This is a genomic window from Legionella waltersii (assembly GCF_001468085.1).
GTDB classification, from domain to species: Bacteria; Pseudomonadota; Gammaproteobacteria; order Legionellales; family Legionellaceae; genus Legionella; species Legionella waltersii.
This window is the reverse complement of sequence record NZ_LNZB01000015.1, coordinates 105,847-128,398: the sequence shown is the minus strand read 5'-3', so window position 1 is coordinate 128,398 and position 22,552 is coordinate 105,847. Positions and strand designations below refer to the sequence as shown.

The following is a 22,552-nucleotide window of genomic DNA, read 5'->3' as shown; positions in this document are numbered from 1 at the left end:
TGAGCACATCTACTTGCATTAGTGCGCCGAACTATATAAAAATGACATCATCCAGTCAAATTAAACGTAATAGTATCCATACAAATTGCTGTTGTAATTATGGCCCATGTTTTTCAACATGCCTAATTTTAATTTACATTTTAAGTATATATTATTAATTATAATCGAGAGGAATAACAGAAAAAAATGATTAGTCCTGCGGAATTACCTATTAATCCACGAGGAGCTGTTTACCACCTTGATTTAAGACCCGAAGAAATCGCAGATATTATCATTACTGTTGGCGATCCCGGTCGGGTCAGCCAAGTGAGTCAGTATTTTGATTCTATTGAAATTGTTCGCTCTCATAGAGAGTTCATTACTCACACAGGGAGAATGGGAAATAAGCGTTTAACAGTATTGTCAACAGGAATAGGCATTCCTAATATTGATATTGTAATGAACGAATTGGATGCCCTGGCAAATGTTAATCTAAACACCCGACAGATTTTGCCAAATAAAAAGCAACTTTCGATTATTCGTTTAGGGACAACAGGAGGGCTAATCACTGATTGCAAACCTGGTGACATTGTTATTAGCCGTTATGCAATTGGATTTGATGGTTTATTGGATTATTACCAGTACACTGCAAAACCGGCCCTTAACGAATTTAAAAATCAATTAAAGCGCCATTTGCAGGGTGGGAGTGGACCATTCTATTTTGTCGAGTCTTCACCTGATTTGATTCAAGAGTTTAGTTCTTTGGGACAAGTAGGGATTACTGCTACTTGTGGTGGTTTTTATGGCCCACAAGGACGGCATGTGCGGTTACCTTTACGATATCCAGAGTTCATCGCTCAACTTGCCACATTTCGAATACATGACTACTCTGTGGTCAACTTAGAGATGGAAACCGCTGCAATCTATGCCTTAGGAGAAATGCTAGGTCATCGTTGCTTATCATTAAGTGTAGTCTTAGCGAACCGCCAGCAAGGCACCTTTGTCTCTGATGTGACATCGTGCTTAGAAACGTTGATTAGCAAGTCTTTAGACAAAATTAAACATATTTAGGGCTTGTTATAGCGTGATAAGCAGGAGGAGTGTGCGTGTATTTAGTCCTGTTTTGTAAGAACAAAGTTTAAATAATAGCGCCAATATGATATCCTTTCAGTTTCAATTTGTTACTCCATTATTGTCTAAGGAATCATCCAAATTATGGTTTATTTAGCTAAAGAAGTCTTACCTGTAAATATTGAAGACGAATTAAAGCAATCCTATTTGGATTACGCAATGAGCGTAATTGTGGGCAGAGCCTTGCCAGATGTTCGTGATGGCTTAAAGCCGGTTCACAGGCGAGTTTTGTTTGCGATGAGTGAGCTAGGCAATGACTGGAATAAACCGTACAAAAAATCAGCTCGTGTCGTCGGGGATGTCATTGGTAAATACCATCCGCATGGTGACACCGCTGTTTATGACACGATAGTCCGAATGGCTCAACCGTTTTCGATGCGTTACATGTTGGTCGATGGACAGGGTAACTTTGGTTCTGTTGATGGTGATGCACCTGCAGCAATGCGTTACACTGAAGTGAGAATGTCCAAAGTTGCTCATGCTTTGCTGGCAGATTTAGAGAAAGAAACAGTCGACTTTAGTCCAAACTATGATGAAACCGAGTTCGCTCCTGTTGTATTACCTTCCCGAGTTCCTAATTTATTAGTCAATGGCTCTTCAGGTATTGCTGTTGGTATGGCTACAAATATTCCTCCGCATAACCTTACTGAAGTAATTAATGCTTGCGTGGCTTTGGTTGACAACCCGGATACTAGTCTTGATGAGATAATGGAAATTATTCCTGGCCCTGATTTTCCAACTGCTGCCTTAATCAATGGACGTGCAGGAATCATTGAAGGGTACCGCACAGGTAAAGGCCGAGTAGTTATTCGTGCTCGGACAGACATTGAAACAGAGGAAAGTTCTGGACGTCAGGCAATCATCATTAATGAATTACCTTATCAGGTGAATAAAGCGCGATTAATTGAGCGTATTGCAGAATTGGTTCGAGATAAGAAGATAGAAGGTATCTCTGGGTTACGTGATGAATCCGATAAGCAAGGGATGCGTGTGGTTATTGAGCTTAAACGCAATGAAATGCCAGATGTTGTCCTTAATAATCTCTATGCCCATACTCAAATGCAGTCAGTATTTGGTATTAATATGGTTGCATTGGTTGATGGCCAACCTCGAACATTAAATTTAAAGCAAATTCTCGAGTACTTTATTAAGCATCGTCGTGAAGTAGTCACGCGCCGTACCATTTTTGAGCTCAAGAAGGCGAGAAGTCGAGCACATTTATTAGAAGGCCTGGGCATTGCTCTAGCTAACATTGATGAAATGATTGCTTTAATTAAACAATCTCCGACTCCTCAAGACGCTAAAGAAGCCTTGCTAGCTAGAGCCTGGCAGCCTGGATTAGTAAAGGCGATGTTGGAAAAATCAGGATCTAACGCATCGCGTCCTGATGATTTAGGCGAAGAATTTGGCCTACAAAACGATGGATATCGATTATCAGCCGATCAAGCTCAGGCAATACTTGAACTACGATTGCACCGTTTAACGGCCTTAGAGCAAGATAAAATCATTAGCGAATTTGAAGAGTTACTGAATTTGATTAAAGAGCTTTTGGAAATACTTGCTTCTCCTGAGCGCTTAATGCAAGTTATCCGCGAAGAACTTCTTGAAATAAAATCTCAATTTGGTGATGACCGTCGTACAGAAATTACTGCCTCACAAGAAGATTTAACCATTGAAGATTTGATCACTGAAGAGGATGTGGTAGTGACCTTATCGCATCAAGGTTATGTTAAATACCAACCCATAAGCGCCTATCAAGCACAACGACGTGGTGGTAAGGGTAAATCAGCGATGAATGTGAAAGAAGAGGACTTTGTTGAAAAATTAGTTATCGCAAGTACTCACGACACTTTATTGTGCTTTTCAAATCATGGAAAACTATATTGGCTTAAAGCTTATCAATTGCCTTTAGCCAGCAGAACGGCACGAGGCAGACCGATTATCAATATCTTGCCCTTGGCTGAAAATGAAGAAATTAATGCCATGCTTCCAGTGCGTGAATACACGGATGGCTTCTATGTATTTATGGCAACCAAGTTTGGAACTGTGAAAAAAGTGCCCTTGAACGCCTTTAGTAGACCCCGTTCCACAGGTATTATTGCAGTTGATTTAGATGAGAATGATAGTTTGGTTGGGGTAGGTATTACAGACGGCACAAGGGACATCATGTTGTTCACTGATGCTGGAAAAGTGATACGTTTCGAAGAGGGTAAAGTCAGACCTATGGGCAGAACAGCTCGAGGAGTTCGAGGTATACGCATAGAAAACGATCAAGCGGTTAAATCTTTGGTGGTGGTTGATCCAAATGGTGGAGCAATTTTGACGGCTACTGAAAATGGCTATGGTAAGCGTACACATGTGGAAGAGTATCGTGTTTCCGGACGTGGAGGACAAGGTGTTATTTCAATCCAAGTCAGTGAACGAAATGGGAAAGTAGTACGTTCATTACAAGTGAATGAAACAGATGAAGCCATGTTAATCACTGATCAAGGAACTTTAGTCCGTTTCAAAGTAAGTGAGCTTTCAATCATTGGCAGAAACACTCAAGGGGTTCGTTTAATTAATGTAAGTCAGGGAGAAAAAGTTGTAGGAATGCAAAAAATAGAAGAGATTGATGAAGATCCTAATGGGTATGACGAAGACTCTTCTGATGTTGAAGAACAAAGCAATGACAACCAGGGTATATAACTTTGGTGCAGGTCCAGCCATGCTTCCTGAGTCTCTTCTCAAAGAGATTCAGGAGGAGCTGTTAGATTGGCAAAGCACAGGAATGTCCATATTAGAAATTGGACATAGAACCATAGAATTCACAGATCTTTTAAAGCATGCGGAAGTTTCTCTACGATCACTTCTAAAAATTCCTAATAATTATCACGTATTATTCCTAGGTGGTGCAGCAAGAACACAATTTAGTATGGTTCCCTTGAATTTTATACTAGGAAATGAACAAGCTGCGTACTTAATTACGGGTATTTGGTCACAAATTGCGTATCAAGAGGCTACTCTATTAAAGAACGCTTATTGTTTGGCAAATGAGAATGATACCAACTACACGACTATACCTAATGATGAATATTGGCAGCTTGAGACCAATACAGCCTATGTTTATTACACTCCGAATGAAACAATAAATGGTGTTCGCTTTCCTTATGTACCTAAAACTGGCAACACTCCATTAATTGCTGACATGACCTCTTGTTTACTGAGTGAGCCAATAGATGTAAAACAATATGGGCTAATCTTTGCTGGCGCTCAAAAGAATATTGCTAATGCTGGATTAACTGTAGCGATTGTGCGTGATGATTTGCTGGGTAAGTCAGAGGAGTTACCTATACCAACGATGCTTAATTATAAAATACATGTTAAAAACCACTCTTTGTATGCTACACCTCCTGTCTTTAATTGCTATGTAGCCGCTAAAATGTTTGACTGGATTAAAAAGCAGGGCGGAATCGAGCCTCTATTTCGGCAGAATTGCTTAAAAGCAGCAAAATTATATCAGTTTCTTGACTCTACAGAGTTTTATTCAACGAAGGTATCACCAGAAGCTCGATCAATTATGAATGTGTGTTTTTCTATTGAAAATACTCAGGTAGAGGATAAATTTTTGACTTTAGCTAAAGAGCGTGGCTTATGTGCTCTTAAAGGACATAGAATGGTAGGTGGGCTTAGGGCCAGCTTATATAATGCTATGCCTATGTCTGGAGTGGATGCATTATTAGAGTTTATGTCTGAATTTGCAAAGGAAAATGGTTAGTGACAGAAATTAATTTTATCAGCAAGCCCTTAAGTACCATTCGAGGAGAAATCACAGTCCCGGGAGATAAATCAATATCACATAGATCTCTCATTTTTAGCTCAATAGCCAAAGGTGTTTCTACAATTGATGGATTTCTTGATGGTGAGGATTGTTTAGCGACCTTGAATGCGTTTAAGTCCATGGGTGTCAAAATTCATGGGCCTGTTATGCAGCGAATTATCATCGAAGGTGTAGGAAAGCATGGACTGCAGGCTCCTAAGGAGATGATCGATTGTGGTAATTCGGGGACCAGCATACGGTTACTCGCTGGCTTACTAGCCGCTCAAACCTTTGATAGTTGCTTATCTGGCGATGAAAGTTTGCGCAAACGGCCAATGCTGAGAGTTAGTCGGCCTTTATCGCAAATGGGAGCAGATATTCAAACCTGTGATGGGAAGCCTCCTATCATAATTCATGGAAATAAGCGCTTACAGGGGATTGAATACCTTATGCCAGAAGCTAGCGCACAGGTAAAATCATGCATTTTACTTGCAGGGATGTATGCTTCGGGTAAGACAATAATCACTGAGCCTGCCGTCAGTAGAGATCATACTGAAAGAATGTTAAAGACCTTTTCTTATCCATTGAGTGTAGTTGGTAATAGAATTGAAATTGAAGGAAAAGGTGAGTGTAAAGCAACGGAGCTCATGGTTCCTGGTGATATTTCTTCAGCCGCATTTTTTATTGTAGCTGCCTCAATTATACCTGGAGCAAATATAATAATTCGTAATGTGGGGCTTAATCCCACACGAATAGGTGTTATTCATATACTCAGAGAAATGGGCGCTAAGATTAATGTATTGAATCAACGTGCAAGTGGCGAAGAGGAAATAGGTGATTTACAGATTGAATACTCTCAATTGAGAGGGATTACTATTCCAGAATCAATGGTTTCTTTAGCCATCGATGAATTCCCAATATTGTTTATAGCGGCAGCGTGTGCTCAAGGTCGAACTATTTTGCATGGTGCAAGAGAACTGCGAATGAAAGAAAGTGACAGAATTGGTTCTATGGTGCAAGGATTAACCCAATTAGGCGTGAATGCGGAGGGTTTTGAAGATGGAGTTTCGATTCAAGGTGGTCTAATTAAAGGTGGAGAGGTAGATAGTTTTGGAGATCATCGGATTGCCATGAGTTTTGCTATAGCTGGAGCAGTGGCATCTTCACCTGTACTCATAAAAAATTGTGCAAATGTGGCTACTTCATTCCCTTCATTTGTTAGCACAGCGAATAGGCTTCAATTTCAGATAGAGGAACTATATTGATGGGTTTAAATCGAGGTATACCAATCATAACATTGGATGGTCCTAGCGGGACAGGTAAAGGCACTATCTGTCATTTATTAGCCAAACAATTGCAGTGGAATATGCTAGACAGCGGTGCAATTTATCGAGTGTTAGCTTATGCAGTAAGAAAAAATAAGATTGACTTTGACGATTTCAATTCGCTTGTCAAACTTGCCCACTCACTCGATTTACGTTTTGAATCCAATGAGAACAATGAAACAACTGTATTTTTAGATGATCAAATCATTACTAAAGAAATTCGCAGTGAGCAATGTGGACAAGATGCCTCAAAAATAGCATCTATTCCCCAAGTACGTGAAGCCTTGTTGGAAAGACAAAGAGCATTTGCTCGAGCACCTGGATTAGTAACAGATGGTCGTGATATGGGCACAGTAGTTTTTCCTGGGGCAATGCTGAAGGTGTATTTGTATGCAAGTGCGGAAGAAAGAGCAAATAGACGTTATTTACAGTTGCAACGCAGTGGAAATAATGTTAGCCTCGCGCAGGTTGTAGAAGAATTGGCTCAAAGGGATGCTAGAGATACAGCACGATCCCATGCGCCATTAAAACCAGCAGAAGACGCTGTAATGATCGATACAACTGGACTAACAATTGTACAAGTGTTCAATAATGTATTAAAATTAATTGATGAACGCTTAAAAAATGATTAGTTCATACTTGGGGGGAAGGTGGGTGGATCTCATTCTTCCATTTTTTTACTAAAGAGTTTATTAACATGTCTGAAAGTTTCAAAGAACTATTTGAGCAAAGTATTGCCGGAGCTCAATTTTATCCTGGTGCCATTATCTCTGCAAAAGTCATTGATATTGATGAAGATTTCGTAACCTTAAATGCTGGTTTAAAGTCTGAAGGTATTGTGGCGGTTGAAGAGTTTTATGACAAAGATGGCTCACTGGAAGTTAAAGTAGGTGATACTGTCGAAGTGGCTTTAGATTCGGTAGAAGATGGCCACGGCGAAACGCTGCTTTCAAGAGAAAAGGCTAAGCGCCAAGAAGCTTGGAGAAAACTATCCAAGTCACACGAAAACAATGAAACCGTTACTGGTTTAATATCCGGTAAAGTAAAAGGTGGATTTACTGTAGAAATAGGTTCAATCCGTGCATTCTTACCGGGCTCTCTCGTCGATGTAAGACCTGTTCGAGATCCTTCTTATCTCGAAGGCAAGGAACTAGAGTTTAAAGTCATTAAGATGGACCTTAAACGCAATAATATTGTTGTGTCCCGTCGCGCTGTGGTTGAAGAAGAAAGCAGTGCTGATAGACAAGCTCTTCTTGAATCATTGCATGATGGTCAAGAATTACATGGTATTGTTAAAAACCTTACTGATTATGGTGCGTTCATTGATTTGGGCGGTATTGATGGATTATTGCATATTACCGATATTTCTTGGAAACGAGTGAAACATCCTAGTGAGCTTCTCTCAGTTGGACAAGATGTTAAAGTTAAAGTTTTAAGCTTCGACAGTGATAGAAATCGTGTTTCTCTAGGTATGAAGCAATTGGGTAATGATCCTTGGGTAGACCTTGTTGAAAGATATCCAATAGGAAGAAGAATGCAAGGCAAGGTAACCAATATCACTGACTATGGTTGCTTTGTTGAAATTGAAGAAGGGGTTGAAGGATTGGTTCATATGTCCGAAATGGATTGGACCAATAAGAACGTTCACCCAAGCAAAGTTGTATCTATGGGAGATGTGGTCGATGTAATGGTTCTGGAAATTGATGAAGAACGACGTCGAATTTCTCTAGGTATGAAGCAATGTGTTGGTAATCCATGGCAACAATTTGCAGCTTCTCATAACAAAAATGAAAAAGTGAAGGGTAAGATTCGATCTATCACAGACTTTGGAATATTTATTGGCCTAGATGGTGATATTGACGGTCTTGTACACTTATCAGATATCTCTTGGACGGTTCCAGGTGAAGATGCTGTTAAGCAATTCAAGAAAGGTCAGGAATTAGAAGCGGTTATTTTAGCAATAGATCCTGAGCGTGAAAGAATTTCTTTAGGAATTAAACAACTTGAAGGTGATAGCTTCACTAGCTTTGCTGAGACCTTTACAAAAGGTGCAATAGTTAAAGGAACAGTAAGTGCTGTTGATGCAAAATCGGTGACGGTAGCTTTAGCTGAAGACATCACAGGTACAATTCGTGCGAATGAATTATCAGAGGATCGTGTAGATGATGCGACTACTGTTGTTAATGTAGGCGATGAAATTGAAGCGAAAATCACCAATATCGATAAGAAAAATCGTACAATCACTTTATCTGTAAAAGCCAAAGATGCACATGATGAAGCTGAAGCGATTAAAAAGTATTCTAGAACAGAAGTTGCTTCAACGACGTTAGGTGATTTATTAAAGGAAAAAATGGCAAGTAAAGAAGGCGAGTAGTCTTTTATTGCTCATGCTAGAAGTGTATTGGTATCAATACACTTCTAGTTAAAAGCGTAGATAAATCTACGCTTTTTTATTTTTGTGGGATTAATTGCTAATAAACACAGAAAGGATTAGTAAATGCGCTTAATGATGTTAGTATTCTATATACTACTGATAATTGTTGGTGTAAGTTTTGCTGCATTAAATGCCTCATCAGTCCAAGTTAATTTTTATTTTAAAATTGTATCCATGCCCATCTCAGTTTTAATGACCATTATGCTCGGTATTGGAATATTATTCGGTTTTATACTTTTTGTAATGAGATATTGGCGTCTAAAAATAGAATGCCAGAAAGTGAAAAATCAATTAAGATTAACTGAAAAAGAAATCAAGAACTTGCGGTCTATTCCTTTGCAAGATCAACACTAGATATTTAATTTCTTGATTCACGATGCTCAGAGGAATAATAATAAATGATTAATTTATGGCCTTTGTTATTGCCAGCTGCAGCTTGGTCAGGTTGGTGGGTAGCCAATCGCAAAAATATGAAGGCAGATGCTAAAGTGCATAATAGGTTATCACGAGAATACGTGGTCGGCCTTAATTATTTATTAAATGAGCAATCTGATAAAGCTGTTGATGTATTTATTAAACTATTAGAAGTTGATAGCGATACAGTAGAAACCCATCTTGCATTAGGTAGTTTATTTAGACGCCGTGGTGAGGTTGATAGAGCTATTAGACTTCACCAGAACTTAATCGCTAGACCCCAATTGAGCATGCAGCAAAGGAAAGAAGCTCTTATGGCACTCGGACAAGACTATATGAGTGCGGGGGTTTTTGATAGAGCAGAAAGAATATTTCTTGAAGTTGTTGAGTTAGGTGGTAGTCGTGAAATAAGCAGCTTACATGGCTTGCTTGCTATATACCAACAGGAAAAAGCATGGGAAAAAGCGTTAGAAATAATAAAAAAGTTAGAAATTTCAACTGGGACAAGTTATCACAATCAAGCGGCTCACTATTATTGTGAGATGGCAAGTCAAGCTCTCAAAATAAATGCTATGGACAGGGCCTTGTATTGCATTAAGCAAGCAATGAGCGTCGATCCAGAATCTGTGAGAGCGAGCTTGATGTATGCAACCATTGAAATGAAAGAAGGGCGCTATAAACAGGCCATACGCTCTTTGAAAAGAGTGCCTTCCCAAGATCCTGAGTTTTTAACTGAAATTGTCGAGCCATTGGTCTTTTGCCATAAGGAAATTGATTCTATGGGTGATTGTATCCATTATCTAGAGCAGACCTTAAAAGACCATCCGCGGGCTTCTGTAATATTCGTTATTGCAGACTACATGAGACAAACAAAGAATATGGACGTTGCAATTGATTTTGTAGCAGATAATTTACAAAATCATCCCTCCATTCGCGGATTAAATCGCTTAATATATTGGCATCTCGACTCAGCGTATGGAAAAGTGCGAGAGAAACTGCAAATGCTCTACGATATTACAAGTAAATTTCTTGATAATAAACCGGTTTATCGTTGTGGTCACTGCGGATTTGGTGGTAAACATTTGCATTGGCATTGTCCAAGTTGTAAGCAGTGGGGTAAAATGAAACCTATACATGGTTTAGAAGGCGATTAGGTGTTTCTAAAAAGTAAGCTTAATTATAAAATAACGAACAAATACAACATGAGAAAAAATAATGCAATTTATTGACCTAAAGACACAATATTCCAAAATCGAGAATGAAGTTTTAAAAGGTATTCGAAATGTATTAAATCATGGACAGTACATCATGGGGCCTGAAATTAGAACTTTAGAAGGGCAGTTAGCTGATTTTATAGGTGTTAAACATGCAATTGTTAATTCAAGTGGTACTGATGCTCTGTTGATGGCCTTTTTGGCTTTAGACATACAGCCGGGCGATGAGATTATCACAAGCCCATTTAGCTTTTTTGCAACGGCTGAGGTCATTAGTCTTTGTCATGCGATCCCTGTCTTTGTTGATATTGATCCATTAACTTATAATATGGACCCTAATCTATTAGAAGCAGCTATCACTCCAAAAACTAAAGCGATTATGCCTGTTTCTTTATACGGGCAGTGTGCTGAATTTAACGAAATTAACGCAATTGCTGAGAAATATGGAATCCCAGTGATTGAAGATGGGGCGCAGAGTTTTGGGGGAACCTACTACGGTAAGTATTCTTGTGCCTTATCAACAATTGGTTGTACAAGTTTTTTCCCTTCTAAACCGCTAGGTGGTTATGGGGATTCAGGTGCGTGCTTTACGAACGATGATGAGCTTGCTAAACGATTATTAGAAATTAGAATTCACGGGCAAAATGCGCGTTATTGTCATAGTCGTATTGGTATTAATGGAAGAATGGATACAATTCAAGCGGCTATTTTGTTGGAAAAATTGAAACTATTTCCTGAGGAACTAGTACTTCGCAATAAAGTTGCTAAACGTTATGATCAGATGCTTGCTCCATTAGTAAATACTCCTTTTGTCCATTCTCATAATACAAGCCCCTATGCTCAATACACTATTGAAGTCGAGAATAGAGATGTTTTTCAGCAATCATTACAATCGGCCGGAATTCCCACAGCTGTACATTACCCAGTACCGATGCATCAGCAACAAGCTTTGGCGTATTTAAACTATCAATCAGGTTCCTTTCCTCATTCGGAAAGAGCGAGTAAAAGGGTAATTAGTTTACCAATGCATCCCTATTTACATGAAGATGATCAAAACAAGATTGTTGTTGCAATAAGAAATGCCTTGCTTTTGACAACTGAAGAGGCTGTGGCATAAAAATGAGTTTAAAGTTAATTGTAGCTCTTGATTTTGATAATGAAAAAACTGCTTTAGATTTAGTTGATCAATTGGATTCACAACACTGCGCACTTAAAGTAGGAAGCGAACTTTTTACTTTGCTTGGACCTCAATTCATAAAGCAATTAGTAGCGCGGAATTTTAAAGTCTTTTTGGATTTAAAATTTCATGATATTCCTAATACTGTTGCAAAAGCTTGCCATTCAGCCGCTGACTTGGGGGTCTGGATGATGAATGTTCATGCTTCTGGCGGATCAAAGATGTTGGAAGCCGCTAAAACAGCATTAGATACTTATGGGAAGGACAGACCATTATTAATTGCTGTAACCATTCTGACCAGTTTTTCAGAAAATGATTTAATCGCCATTGGTGTAAACAGTTCATTGATGGATCAAGTAAAACAATTGGCTAAACTTAGTAAGCAATCTGGTTTAGATGGTGTTGTATGTTCTGCCCATGAGTCAGTGGTCATTCAACAGATTTGTGGCGAGCAATTTCTTACTGTTACACCCGGAATTCGTTTACCAAGTGACTCATTGGATGATCAGTCTAGAGTAATGACTCCGTCACAAGCTATACAAGCAGGAAGTCACTATTTAGTGATTGGTAGGCCAATTACTCGTGCGGAAAATCCATCTTCTGTTGTTTCAAAAATATTGAAAGATATTTCTTAATCTAGAGGTAAAAATCATGCGGGCTAATGAAGTTAACCATGAATACAGTGGGTTAAATGATACTCGCCCTTTAGCTTTTGTTGGAAAAGAAATCGCAAATTGCATGCCATCTGAAGACATTGTTTATCAATCAAAGCATTTTAGAACGTCATTAATAGATGCTGATCCTATTTTAATAGAAATCAATTTATGATACTTGTAGTAAAGTTAGTTAAACAATCTATTAATCAGTCTCGGTTTAAGGTTGAGCTTCTTTCAATGGACTACCAGAAGTAAGGATACGCTGATGACCCCACAACACGTGATAACCCAGTTATTACAAACTGATACAAAATATCCAAAAAATCTGAATTTATTAAAAAAAATAATTTTATCTGCCTATCTTGGTCGTTTAAGAATTAATGGATTGGCCCCTGATAATAAAGTGTCTCTCGCAAACTACCTATTCGATAATGAAAAAATGATATTTGATTTCACTCGATTGAGTGAGAACAAACGAATTGAGTTTGATGAATGGTTACTGGGTGAACATCAAAATGATAAGCAGCCAGGATTTTTAAGTGGGGTTTATGTCAATGATTATCGAGGCTTCACTGCGGAAGTGGCTTTAAGCTGGTGGGGGGTCTTGAAACAATGGTTGTTTAGTAATAAATCAGAACATTGGAATATCACGGATTTAGAGTTTTCACTCAATTACCAATTGACTGGGATTGAAATGTTTAGGGGAAAAAATGGAATTTTAATTGGTTTTAACCAATTCCTAGTTCCCCCATCCGGGACAAAATATTGCGATCCTAATCACTATCACCAAGACTCTGGAGGAAATACAAAAAGGATATATATAACCAATGCGCTAGTTGATCAATTACGCAACATGGATTATGCTGGTTTTAACTACGAGACTGCATGTAAAAGTTCACACCCGCATGCTATTGACGTATTGAATTACTCAAAACGTTTTAAAGAAATGCAAGATTATAGACGGATGCAGCGATTTACTGGGGCAAAAGCTTGGTATCTTCGCTTGTGGGAATGGATAACTTCATTTTTTAATGGCATGAAAAGTAAAGTAGATAATCCAACTGAAAAGCGCAGCAAGCAGGTTTTACTGTACAAGGATAAGACGGTAAAAATCTACCAAAATGTAGATACTAAAGAAATCCTTGTCAGTGAACGACGCCCTGATATAACCAACCTGGTGTTTTGTGGTGGGGGGGCTAAGATTTTTGCTCATCTTGGAGTGTGGCGAGCCCTAAATGAAGCAGGAATAAAACCCACTAAATTTGCTGGAAGCTCCGCTGGAGCTATCATTGCCCTTATGTGTTATATGGGGTACACAGCGGATGAAATCAACCAATTTTTTAAAGAGTTTAAACAAGAAACCATCGTAAAGTATGATATTAGTACAAATGGTTTGTCTGACTCACATTCTTTAAAAACAGCTTTAGATTTTATCATTGCCAAAAAAGTAAGCGAGTTGAGTAAGAAATATAAGTTTCCTTTCCCAACTGGAAAAATTACATTTTCTACTTTAGATTCCATCAGAAAATCTTACCCAGACTGTGGAATTGGGGACGATTTAATCGTAACTGCTACCAATAAGCGACTTGGAAAAACGAGTTATTTTTCAACTTCGAATAATCCGACGATGGAGATTAGTGAGGCGGTGAAAATGTCTTCAAGTTTCCCAGTTTTATATAAACACACCATTTTTGATGGACATGAACACAGCGATGGTGGTGTTTTGAGTAACTTTCCAACTGAGGTTTTTGAAGATGATGGAGATACACTTCTCGAGTCTGAATTTGGTAACAATTTAAAAGTATTGGCTGTGCAATTTGATAATGGTACTGAGCGATCAGCTATAGATCGTATAAAAGAAAAAGTCTACCGTGAGAACTTTCTATTAAATTGGATTTATGGACTGATAACTGGAGTAAGTGATCCCGCGAGTGGTTGGGAGCGTGACCGCCTAAAGCTTAGGCAGTACGCAATGCAAACCATCGTTATTGATACCATGAACATCTCCTCTACCGGTTTTAATATTGAGGATAAAGTTCGTGAGCAATTAATTCAAAATGGGTACAAATCAACGATAGATTATCTGAGTACAAGATACTCTGATTGTGGCGAGAAAGGTAAGTTTGTAAACAAGGAATTAATGTATTCTACCTTTAACTCACTCAGTGAGCTGCTTTCTTATTGCTGTTATAGAGGGAGTAAATATTATTTTGAAATTGTAAATGATTTAATTGTGCACTCGACATTACCTAATCGAACTTCATTATCGCAACAATCCTTAGAATTAAATCAGCTTTATTTTCAAGGTGAATCCAAGAAATCCGAGCCAACCAACCAGAGACAAGAGCAATTGAATCATAGCTTATTTTTCTTTGGCAACAATCATCAACAGTGCCATCAACACGACTCCGAAGTACACGAAAAAAACCATCGAATTCTTTTGGCTTTATACCAAGTATTTTTGAAGTTATCACCGCAGTTTGTAATTCATAAGAAAGACAAAGCAACGTTAGACTCAGCAAAACATGCTCAAAGTTTACATCATCCATTCACGGTTCTTGATCATTTAAATAATCTTATCGGAGATGCGCACATACTTGTGCACATTGTTGCTGCATCACTCAAGGAATTAAAGGAAAAACCAACAGAGGAAGCCTTTAAATTGTTAGATGACATTGCGGAAATACTCTATTCTAATGTGGATTTAATGAGAAATGAGTACTTTGGCAAATGGGACCTATCCATTTCACAATGCTCACGGGTGCTGAAAATGATCAAAAAACAGGATCATCAAGGGACTCAAATTTTGTTGGAATGTCTAAAACACAAATTGGAACCCATGCAAACAGTTCAAGAAGGTCATTATATCGAGGATTACAGTGATTGGAATTCAGATCCCAGTATTATGAACTTTAGTTTGTAATTCAGAGCATTTTTTGGTCCATTTATGGAGCTGGAATTAGTTTCATTGCTATGGTCATATAGGGTTGCAATGGGGTATTATGTATTCAATTTTTATGTCGATTTCACGAAATGTATGATAATTTAAGTCTTTACTACCTCAATAAAATGGGGATTATACCCTGGATTAATCGAGCTAAGCCATCTAAAACGAGCCCAATATGTGATTCTAAAATAGAAAAGATGTTTGTTATTATGCCATCTCAGTGTAATACAAAATCCAAGTATCTACTCAAACAAATAGAGTCTTTTGTAGATTTAGACGAAAACAGGGTAGAGCACATAACCTACAACGATCAGATACTTTCTTTAGTGGTAGATGGATATCTAAATAGGATGTTGTTAGGAGTGTTATGTTTTGATTCAAACACTTCATTGTCAGAGAAATTAAAGCCATTTGTAGATCAGAATTTATTATTCATTGATTTAGAGTCGTTAATCAGTTTTCCAAAAATGAAAAAGCAAGCATTCGCAGATCTTGTTCAATTTAAAGAAAATGCTTGGTCAAGGCTGAAAGAAAATGGGGTGTAAGGGATTAAGCCTGCTGGAGTTAGTCGTTGCATTGGCAATTATTTCGGTTTTGCTGGTGTTGGTAGTTCCCGCTTATCGAAATACTCTTGATAACAATGAGCAACAAGTCTTAATAGATACTATTTACAATGCCGTTCAATATTCGAAGCATCAGGCAATTCAATTGGGTTATCCGCTGTATTTGTTACCAATCAGGGCAAAGAAAGGGTGGTCAGATGGACTCCTACTTTCTAAAGATAAAAAGCAGAATTCGATGAGCATCCTTAATGAATGGACCTTTTTGCATCGCAATTGGAGCTTAAAATGGAAAGGAGTCGACTCCAATACATGTATTACCATTTCCAATAGTCCTATGCATGCGATGAGCAATGGAACCTTTGTTTTGGAGAATCAGATCACTCATGAAAAGGTGGTTTTACTCTTGAATCGACTCGGCAGACTAAAAAGAGCATAAGGATTGTTCGTAAGTGGGTAATTCTGTACCATACACAGAATTATACGATTTGAAATGAAGTATGAATTCTCAATTAATCTATACAACAGGTGCAAACCACCCAGCAAACTTAAATGAGTGGTTATCTTGTTCAACGTCATTAACGGACAAGCTGCAAGCCATTATTGGGAAAGTAGAGTTGAAAGTGCTTAATCAGCAATGGACTGATGTTGATTGGTTTGTGCGCCATATGCTTCATGTTGATGACCAGTCAATTTTTCTTAGAGAAATATTGATGAATGGATGTGAACATCATTATTGGTATGCACGTACAATAATACCTCAATCATGTTACCAAATTGATCCTGAATTTTTTAGACGATTAGAGAACGAGTCAATGCGCAATTTAATCTTTGACGGACAAAGGGTTAAACGTGGTTTACAGCAGTGTTATTCAATTAGTGAATTCAATATTGAATACCACTGGGTAAAGAAGTATTTGCCTTTTATAAATGCCACATTGTGGTTAAGGTTAGTCCAATACCAATTGGATGACAAAGAACACTTTTATTTGTATGAGATTTTATTACCCGATTTAGAGAGAGTCTGATGATTTCATGGTCTGCCTATGCTCGATTAATGCGATTAGATAAGCCAATAGGTATTTTTTTATTGTGGTATCCTACAGCATGGGCGTTGTGGGTCGCCTGCAAGGGGATTCCACAATTCGATTTGCTACTTGTTTTTACTCTTGGCACGGTTTTTATGCGTTCTGCTGGCTGTGTTTTGAATGACATTGTGGATAGACACATCGATCTTCATGTGGAGCGTACCAAAAATAGACCATTAACCTCCGGTGAATTAACTTTATCTCAGGCCATTTTTGCTTTGACCATTCTTTTGGCCGCATCGGCACTTTTATTACTAAAATTACCACTCAATTGTTTTTATCTTGCATTAATTTCAGTATTCATCAGCTTTATCTACCCATTTTGTAAACGATTTTTACAGGCACCACAAATGATTCTCGGTATTGCGTTTTCAATGGGGATTCCTATGGTATTTGCGGCAACAGGGAATATGAATGAGTTTGATGTTCTCTTTATGATGCTGATCAACTATTTATGGATTGTAGCTTATGACACAATGTACGCCATGGCTGATAAAATGGATGATTTAAAAATTGGTGTTAAGTCAACGGCCATTTATTTTGCAAATTACGACAAACTAGTGATAGGGCTTTTACAACTTACTTTTCATTCTTTATGGTTGGTATGGGGTTTAATGCGCAGTATAAATGTTCTATTTTATGTGTTTTGGCTATTAGCCTTGGGTGTATTAGTGTATCAGCAGAAACTTATAAGAGAACGTATTCCCGCACTGTGTTTTAGAGCATTTTTAATCAGTAACTACTATGGATTACTCATGTGGTGTGCGGTTGCGACTTCCTATTAATTAGCTCTAAACAAATGAAAAAAGTTAAGTTACAATCAGCAACCAACTGATATTCTTCTGGGAGGGAGATGACTATGAAAAAAAATTCTCTATTTAAATCAATACTTGTTGTATTAATTGGACTCACCATAGCGAGTTGCAGCAAAGATCTTCCTCCTGGGGAGTACGATGCCAATGAAATTGGTAAGGTAAAAAAAGTAATTCCGGGAGTGATTATTTCTAAACGCCCTGTTAATTTACATCGTCAAAGCAGTGATTCTAGTTTACGTGTAAAAGGTTCAGCAGATAGTAATTTGATGGATGGTGGCTATAATCAGACTCATGGCATGGAGTATGTTATTAAATTAAATACGGGTACTATCATATCAGTAGTTCAATCAGAAGACCTAAGACTCAAAAACAAACAAAAGATTTTAGTTATTTATGGGCGTCATACTCGCGTAGTAGCCGATAATGGTAGTGAGTACTAAATAATTAATGGTACCCTCTGCTTACTTTCAGTGAGCAGAGGGCTAAACTGAAATCAACGTTAACCCACCATCAATGACTAATACCTGACCAGTGATATAACCAGCATTTTCTGAAGCTAAGTACTCTACAGCTGATGCGATATCTTCTTGATTACCAACTCGACTCATAGGGATATGTTTTAAGAAATCAGTCTCTAATTGACTGCCTTGGGGATAGTTTTTGCGGAACATCTCTGTGTCTATTGCTCCGGGCGCTACACAGTTTACGGTAATTCCATGTGGCGCTAATTCAACGGCCCAGTTGAGGGTGCAACCAATGAGTGCGGCTTTAGATGCACCATAAGTGGAAGTGTCTTTTCCACCAAAGGCGCGAATGCTGGAAATATTAACAATTCGACCCCAATTTTTTTTAATCATTCCTGGCGCAATTAGTTTAGCAGCAAGGGCAGCTATCTTTACATTAAGGTTGAACACCTTGTCAAAATCATTAAAGTCTATTTCCGTAATCTTTTGAGCAATGGATATTCCAACATTATTGATTAGGATATCGATTTCATGATTTTTAAGTATGCTTGAGAAACACGATTCTGCATCATGTAAGTTGGAAAGATTTGTTTGATATAGCCTTCCTGGGTATTCTCTTGGTTGAATACCAAGGTCAATACCAATCACATCATAGTGAAGATTTGAGAGTCGTCTCGAGATAGCCAGACCTATTCCCTTTTCTGCTCCAGTGATTAAAGCAGTTCGTTTTTTCATGAGAAATCCTTAGTTGATAACTCCCACTATTATTCTTAAGTGTAGTTGCTCTTGTTTTAATTGACATTAGAATCCGATAAGTGTTTGAATTCTAAATATGAATACTGAAACTACACCTGTTAAAACGAACCCATTATCCATAGGCATACTGTCTGTGATTTTAGCCGCTAGTGCATTTGTCCAACTCATTGCAATTGGAAGTTTGCCACTTTTACCCTTTATTGGATTAGATCTTCATGTGTCTACTCCTAACATGCAATTACTTATACCCGTTTATCTAGGTGGGATTATTGTTTCACAGTTCATTATTAGTTTTAACGCAGAGATCTATGGCAGACGTCGAATCTACATAGTGAGTTTAGTCATTGCAGTATTAGGTCTGCTATTTTGGATGGCTGCAAGGTCGCGCCTGGGATTGTACTTTGCTCTATTTCTGGAGGCTTTTGCTGCTGGAGGACTTCTGAGTTTAAGCAACGCAATGATAAAGGATTCCTTTCCACCTGAATCTCACTCAAGGATCTTCGGTGCTGTCAGTATAGTTATGTGGGTAACGGCAATAGTAGCTCCATTGGCAAGCGGATATTTACTAAAATACTTAGGTTGGCGCTGTACAGTAGGCGTTTATTGCATAGCTTCAGTCATTGTATTAGCTCTTGCCTATTTCATTTTGCCTGAAACATCGGTTAAAAAAGGTGGGGATACTATCACCATCAAACAGCTAGTTCGCGAAAGCCGTTCATTGTTCACTTGTCGATTATTTCTTGGAAGTGCTTTAATTGGCGGAGCTATCAATGCGATTCCCACGGCCTTCAATACATTGGCACCCTTTTTCTTTATGAGCACCTATTCATTACCAGCTCAAACAATCGGTGATTACTTAATGATCCCTGGGATTGGAATTCTCCTCGGACTAATAAGCTCGGAGATCATTGGAAATAGAGTAAGTCACCTTGTATTTATTCGTGTAGGCGTCTATTTGTGCGGATTAGCTTCATTAGGACTATTTCTTTTAGGGATGTACAAACCAATAAATCTAATGGTTATTTTATCAATAGTGAGTGTAACTATGTTTTCTATGGGGTTGATAACTCCACATTATTGGTCAGCCGCACTAAGCCCCATCAAAGATATTTCGGCTGTTGCCGCCTCCGTGATTGTATTAATGCAGCAGGTGTTTGCAATGTTAACCAGTTTTTTTATCAGTCTTTTATCCGCTAATTCCATATTGCCAATGACCATAACCATAACATGTTTAAGTGTTATCGCATTATTTTTCACCGTTTACGTGTTGCCCAGGGATATTCACGCATTGACAAAATGAATACCCTAGCTGAAATAGATTTCAGCTAGGGTTATTTGTTTAGGTCCACATACCATCAATTGTAATTTGTGAGCTTACTTCAACGTGCATATGGTCTGTTGTTATTGCAAACTCTCCATTGAACGGCTCAGTAGCTTTCACTTCTATGGTTAAGGTTAGATTATTAGAGGCTTCGGCTTGAATTGCTGCTGCAACTGCGGTTTGTGCATCCGCTAAAGCCGTTGCTTGAGCTTCTCTTGCAACATCAACTGCAGTTTGAGCTGCGCTGGCTTCCGTTGCTGCAGTGGCTTGTGCAGTTTGTGAGTCTACTAAAAGTTGTGCTGCTAAGGTTTTCGCTGCTTGGGCGTCAATTACCGCTTGAGCAGCTGTATCAGCTGATAGCTGTGCAGATGCTTGTTGCCCAAGAATATCAGTCCTTTGTGCATCGATAGAAGCGACCTGAGCATCTATTTCTTGCACCCTAGCAGTTGCTGTGGCGGCTGAATCCACAGGTACTGATGGAGCTGAAGCTGGAGTGGATCCAGCACCTGATGATGCTGTTGCAGTTGCATCTGCAGTGGCGGTAGTTGCCAGTGTTTGATCCGCTGTGGCTGTGGTGGCTGACGTTGCACTAGAAGTTGCCAGCATGGTTTGATCCACTGTGGCTGTGATAGCTAACGTAACATCAGCAGTAGCCAGCATGGTTTTATCAGCGGAAACAGAAACAGCAGCTCTGGTAGCATCAGTCGAATCTACTGCGGCAGCATCTGCTACAGCAATAGCAACTACAGGGGTTATAGAAGCGGTTGCTGTAGTGCCAGCTAAAGCACCGGCTAATGTAGCGTCTAAAGCTACTTTAGTCTCCGTGGCAGTTACCAAGCTTGCAACAGTTTGCGCTACTGATCCATCTGTTCCACTCACTGCTTGAGCATCGGTTGCTGTTGCAGTAGGAGCTGCTGGTTGAGCTGTTGCAGGAGCGCTCGCTGCAGCAAGTGCTGTTCTTTCAGCAAGTAGGGCTGATTTTGCAGAAGCTAGACTGGCTAGTGAAGAACTGAAGGCATCAAGGCTGATTTGTGCTGCAGATGCATCGGATTGCGCTGTCACTAATGCTTGAGTCATCGCATCGAGGTCTGCCTGTTTAGCTGCTACATCAGCATTTGCTGCAGCTAAAAGAGTGTTTTTGGCGCTTGCGTTTTGAAGTGCTGCTTCGAGTTTTGAGCTCGCGGCATTGTACACCTCAATTTTACTGTTTGCTTCTGAAGCGGCAGTTGTTGCAGAATCGTTGGTCAATAAATGCAACTCAGCCAGTTCTGTAGGCGTAAAGCTCCATGTACCATCACCTAAATCGGTTCCAATGGGATTTCCTTGGTCATCAACAAATGCAGCTGAAGCGGTTAGCCCGGATACTTTTCCAGATAACACCTCCCGACCACTAGTATCGTTAAGATGAGCTATTACATTTAAATCAATCAAATGAGCTTCGCTTCCATCGACATCAGCTACTGTTAAACTAGGGGTATCGGCTGTTGGGTTAACAAATAAGGTCACTTTTCCTGTGTTAGTGCCTCCATAATTATCCTTAATTGTATAAGAAAACGAGTCATTAACCACATTTCCATTAGTATCTACAGATGCATAATCTTTAGTTGTGCTATAGGTAAAGCTACCATCTGCGTTAACCGTTACAAAGTTACCTGCTGATGTTGTGAAACTACCCGCTACAACAGAGAAACTATTCCCATCGAGATCAAAATCGTTGACCTTTAGTCCATGTGCTGCATCGACAACGAATGGTTGATCTTCTCTAGCAATCAAGCCCAATTGGTTGAGTTTATTTGTATAGAAATCATCCAAAGCAAAAGCAGAAAAATTAATTAACTCGACGGACTTTGTTACCAGCTGGAAGGTATTAAACGAAAAGAACGAGCATCCTTTAGAATGGTACCATCTGTTCAAATCACTTTGAAAGGAAGCTGATTGATACGTGGCGTAATCCATTCCAAGATACAAAGTATCTGTACCAGATTCACCATTGATGTAATCAAAAGAACCTATATTCTCTTTTACATTATAAATAATCGTATCGTTACCCGCACCCGCCAGGACCACGTCACTTCCAGATCCTGCGTTAATAACATCATTCCCTTTACCGCCGATAATTAAATCATTACCCGCTCCGCTGTTAATAACGTCATTACCACTTTTCGCAACAATAATGTCATTTCCTGTCGTTCCCTGAAGTGTGTCATTACCTCCTGTACCAATAATAATGCTCATGATTAGTACAACCTATAATGATTACAACCACATACAATAATTTAGCTCTTTAGGATAAGGGGGGATGTTCAGGTTTTAAGCGAGGATATTTCTATGAATCTCAACATCCCTAGATAAACATCAGAGACATAAACTAACCTCAAATAAATACTCGTAAGTGAATTATAGTACATAAATTGAACAATTCAACTCATAAACCGAATTTATTATAAATAATTTATCTTAGTGCATATAGTC

The 22,552-nt window shown here is 38.8% G+C and carries 20 protein-coding genes; 18 read left to right on the top strand and 2 right to left on the bottom strand.

Translation table 11 applies throughout. The features are described 5' to 3' along the window. Window positions 1-186 precede the first annotated feature (186 nt). The 17 genes from Lwal_RS03765 to Lwal_RS03690 all read left to right on the top strand — a co-directional run bounded on the left by Lwal_RS03765 (window position 187) and on the right by Lwal_RS03690 (window position 17,979). Entirely contained in the window at window positions 187-1,050 is an 864-nt protein-coding gene (locus Lwal_RS03765; protein WP_058479583.1) for a nucleoside phosphorylase, read from the top strand. Window positions 1,051-1,194: 144 nt separating this feature from the next. Next, window positions 1,195-3,798 (top strand): DNA gyrase subunit A, encoded by a 2,604-nt coding sequence (gene gyrA / locus Lwal_RS03760; protein WP_058479582.1) that lies wholly within the window; start codon window positions 1,195-1,197, stop codon window positions 3,796-3,798. Continuing rightward, a complete protein-coding gene (serC, locus tag Lwal_RS03755) occupies window positions 3,779-4,867 on the top strand; it encodes a 3-phosphoserine/phosphohydroxythreonine transaminase (RefSeq protein ID WP_058479581.1) in 1,089 nt (362 codons plus the stop codon). The genes gyrA and serC overlap by 20 nt, the downstream gene beginning before the upstream one ends. Window positions 4,868-4,875: 8 nt before the next feature. Next, entirely contained in the window at window positions 4,876-6,174 is a 1,299-nt protein-coding gene (gene aroA, locus Lwal_RS03750; RefSeq protein ID WP_231951049.1) for a 3-phosphoshikimate 1-carboxyvinyltransferase, read from the top strand. Then, the gene (cmk, locus tag Lwal_RS03745; protein WP_058479579.1) at window positions 6,174-6,866 is read left to right on the top strand and encodes a (d)CMP kinase; all 693 of its coding nucleotides are present in this window, start codon (window positions 6,174-6,176) and stop codon (window positions 6,864-6,866) included. The genes aroA and cmk overlap by 1 nt, the downstream gene beginning before the upstream one ends. A 65-nt stretch (window positions 6,867-6,931) precedes the next feature. Then, window positions 6,932-8,608 carry a 30S ribosomal protein S1 gene (gene rpsA / locus Lwal_RS03740; RefSeq protein ID WP_058479578.1) on the top strand — a complete coding sequence of 559 codons (1,677 nt, stop codon included), beginning with the start codon at window positions 6,932-6,934 and terminating at the stop codon, window positions 8,606-8,608. A 123-nt stretch (window positions 8,609-8,731) separates the two neighbouring features. Further along, entirely contained in the window at window positions 8,732-9,022 is a 291-nt protein-coding gene (locus tag Lwal_RS03735; protein ID WP_058479577.1) for a lipopolysaccharide assembly protein LapA domain-containing protein, read from the top strand. A 44-nt stretch (window positions 9,023-9,066) separates the two neighbouring features. Then, window positions 9,067-10,236, top strand: a complete 1,170-nt coding sequence (lapB, locus tag Lwal_RS03730; RefSeq protein WP_058479576.1) for a lipopolysaccharide assembly protein LapB — start codon at window positions 9,067-9,069, stop codon at window positions 10,234-10,236. Window positions 10,237-10,297: 61 nt separating this feature from the next. Then, the gene (locus Lwal_RS03725; RefSeq protein ID WP_058479575.1) at window positions 10,298-11,413 is read left to right on the top strand and encodes a DegT/DnrJ/EryC1/StrS family aminotransferase; all 1,116 of its coding nucleotides are present in this window, start codon (window positions 10,298-10,300) and stop codon (window positions 11,411-11,413) included. Between the two features lie 2 nt (window positions 11,414-11,415). Continuing rightward, window positions 11,416-12,108, top strand: a complete 693-nt coding sequence (gene pyrF, locus Lwal_RS03720) for an orotidine-5'-phosphate decarboxylase (protein WP_058479574.1) — start codon at window positions 11,416-11,418, stop codon at window positions 12,106-12,108. A gap of 16 nt (window positions 12,109-12,124) precedes the next feature. Continuing rightward, on the top strand, window positions 12,125-12,301 hold the full coding sequence (locus Lwal_RS17250; protein WP_157066261.1) for a hypothetical protein: 177 nt from the start codon (window positions 12,125-12,127) through the stop codon (window positions 12,299-12,301). Between the two features lie 93 nt (window positions 12,302-12,394). Further along, window positions 12,395-15,052 (top strand): Dot/Icm T4SS effector VpdC, encoded by a 2,658-nt coding sequence (vpdC, locus tag Lwal_RS03715; protein WP_058479573.1) that lies wholly within the window; start codon window positions 12,395-12,397, stop codon window positions 15,050-15,052. Between the two features lie 110 nt (window positions 15,053-15,162). Continuing rightward, window positions 15,163-15,621: a hypothetical protein gene (locus Lwal_RS03710; RefSeq protein WP_133141228.1), complete on the top strand. Its 459-nt coding sequence runs from the start codon at window positions 15,163-15,165 to the stop codon at window positions 15,619-15,621. Then, window positions 15,611-16,075, top strand: a complete 465-nt coding sequence (locus tag Lwal_RS03705; protein ID WP_058479571.1) for a GspH/FimT family pseudopilin — start codon at window positions 15,611-15,613, stop codon at window positions 16,073-16,075. Before Lwal_RS03710 ends, Lwal_RS03705 begins: the two co-directional genes overlap by 11 nt. A 61-nt stretch (window positions 16,076-16,136) precedes the next feature. After that, window positions 16,137-16,664: a chorismate--pyruvate lyase family protein gene (locus tag Lwal_RS03700; RefSeq protein ID WP_058479570.1), complete on the top strand. Its 528-nt coding sequence runs from the start codon at window positions 16,137-16,139 to the stop codon at window positions 16,662-16,664. Next, window positions 16,664-17,509 carry a 4-hydroxybenzoate octaprenyltransferase gene (gene ubiA, locus Lwal_RS03695; protein WP_083500033.1) on the top strand — a complete coding sequence of 282 codons (846 nt, stop codon included), beginning with the start codon at window positions 16,664-16,666 and terminating at the stop codon, window positions 17,507-17,509. Before Lwal_RS03700 ends, ubiA begins: the two co-directional genes overlap by 1 nt. A gap of 74 nt (window positions 17,510-17,583) precedes the next feature. Continuing rightward, a complete protein-coding gene (locus Lwal_RS03690) occupies window positions 17,584-17,979 on the top strand; it encodes a hypothetical protein (RefSeq protein ID WP_058479569.1) in 396 nt (131 codons plus the stop codon). A gap of 42 nt (window positions 17,980-18,021) precedes the next feature. On the opposite strand, the gene Lwal_RS03685 is transcribed toward Lwal_RS03690, so the two are convergent. After that, on the bottom strand, window positions 18,022-18,738 hold the full coding sequence (locus tag Lwal_RS03685; protein WP_058479568.1) for an SDR family oxidoreductase: 717 nt from the start codon (window positions 18,736-18,738) through the stop codon (window positions 18,022-18,024). Window positions 18,739-18,835: 97 nt separating this feature from the next. Here Lwal_RS03685 and Lwal_RS03680 point away from each other — a divergent pair, with 97 nt between their 5' ends. Beyond that, a complete protein-coding gene (locus Lwal_RS03680) occupies window positions 18,836-20,059 on the top strand; it encodes an MFS transporter (protein ID WP_058479567.1) in 1,224 nt (407 codons plus the stop codon). A gap of 39 nt (window positions 20,060-20,098) precedes the next feature. On the opposite strand, the gene Lwal_RS03675 is transcribed toward Lwal_RS03680, so the two are convergent. Beyond that, window positions 20,099-22,315, bottom strand: a complete 2,217-nt coding sequence (locus Lwal_RS03675) for an Ig-like domain-containing protein (RefSeq protein ID WP_058479566.1) — start codon at window positions 22,313-22,315, stop codon at window positions 20,099-20,101. Between the last annotated feature and the right edge of the window lie 237 nt (window positions 22,316-22,552).

Bases quoted from the DNA above. Each gene is read 5' to 3' on its own strand.
- Lwal_RS03765 (WP_058479583.1), top strand. From the start codon at position 187: ATGATTAGTCCTGCGGAATTACCTATTAATCCACGAGGAGCTGTTTAC.
- gyrA (WP_058479582.1), top strand. From the start codon at position 1,195: ATGGTTTATTTAGCTAAAGAAGTCTTACCTGTAAATATTGAAGACGAA.
- serC (WP_058479581.1), top strand. From the start codon at position 3,779: ATGACAACCAGGGTATATAACTTTGGTGCAGGTCCAGCCATGCTTCCT.
- cmk (WP_058479579.1), top strand. From the start codon at position 6,174: ATGGGTTTAAATCGAGGTATACCAATCATAACATTGGATGGTCCTAGC.
- rpsA (WP_058479578.1), top strand. From the start codon at position 6,932: ATGTCTGAAAGTTTCAAAGAACTATTTGAGCAAAGTATTGCCGGAGCT.
- Lwal_RS03735 (WP_058479577.1), top strand. From the start codon at position 8,732: ATGCGCTTAATGATGTTAGTATTCTATATACTACTGATAATTGTTGGT.
- lapB (WP_058479576.1), top strand. From the start codon at position 9,067: ATGATTAATTTATGGCCTTTGTTATTGCCAGCTGCAGCTTGGTCAGGT.
- Lwal_RS03725 (WP_058479575.1), top strand. From the start codon at position 10,298: ATGCAATTTATTGACCTAAAGACACAATATTCCAAAATCGAGAATGAA.
- pyrF (WP_058479574.1), top strand. From the start codon at position 11,416: ATGAGTTTAAAGTTAATTGTAGCTCTTGATTTTGATAATGAAAAAACT.
- Lwal_RS17250 (WP_157066261.1), top strand. From the start codon at position 12,125: ATGCGGGCTAATGAAGTTAACCATGAATACAGTGGGTTAAATGATACT.
- vpdC (WP_058479573.1), top strand. From the start codon at position 12,395: ATGACCCCACAACACGTGATAACCCAGTTATTACAAACTGATACAAAA.
- Lwal_RS03710 (WP_133141228.1), top strand. From the start codon at position 15,163: ATGTATGATAATTTAAGTCTTTACTACCTCAATAAAATGGGGATTATA.
- Lwal_RS03705 (WP_058479571.1), top strand. From the start codon at position 15,611: ATGGGGTGTAAGGGATTAAGCCTGCTGGAGTTAGTCGTTGCATTGGCA.
- Lwal_RS03700 (WP_058479570.1), top strand. From the start codon at position 16,137: ATGAATTCTCAATTAATCTATACAACAGGTGCAAACCACCCAGCAAAC.
- ubiA (WP_083500033.1), top strand. From the start codon at position 16,664: ATGATTTCATGGTCTGCCTATGCTCGATTAATGCGATTAGATAAGCCA.
- Lwal_RS03690 (WP_058479569.1), top strand. From the start codon at position 17,584: ATGAAAAAAAATTCTCTATTTAAATCAATACTTGTTGTATTAATTGGA.
- Lwal_RS03685 (WP_058479568.1), bottom strand. From the start codon at position 18,738: ATGAAAAAACGAACTGCTTTAATCACTGGAGCAGAAAAGGGAATAGGT.
- Lwal_RS03680 (WP_058479567.1), top strand. From the start codon at position 18,836: ATGAATACTGAAACTACACCTGTTAAAACGAACCCATTATCCATAGGC.
- Lwal_RS03675 (WP_058479566.1), bottom strand. From the start codon at position 22,315: ATGAGCATTATTATTGGTACAGGAGGTAATGACACACTTCAGGGAACG.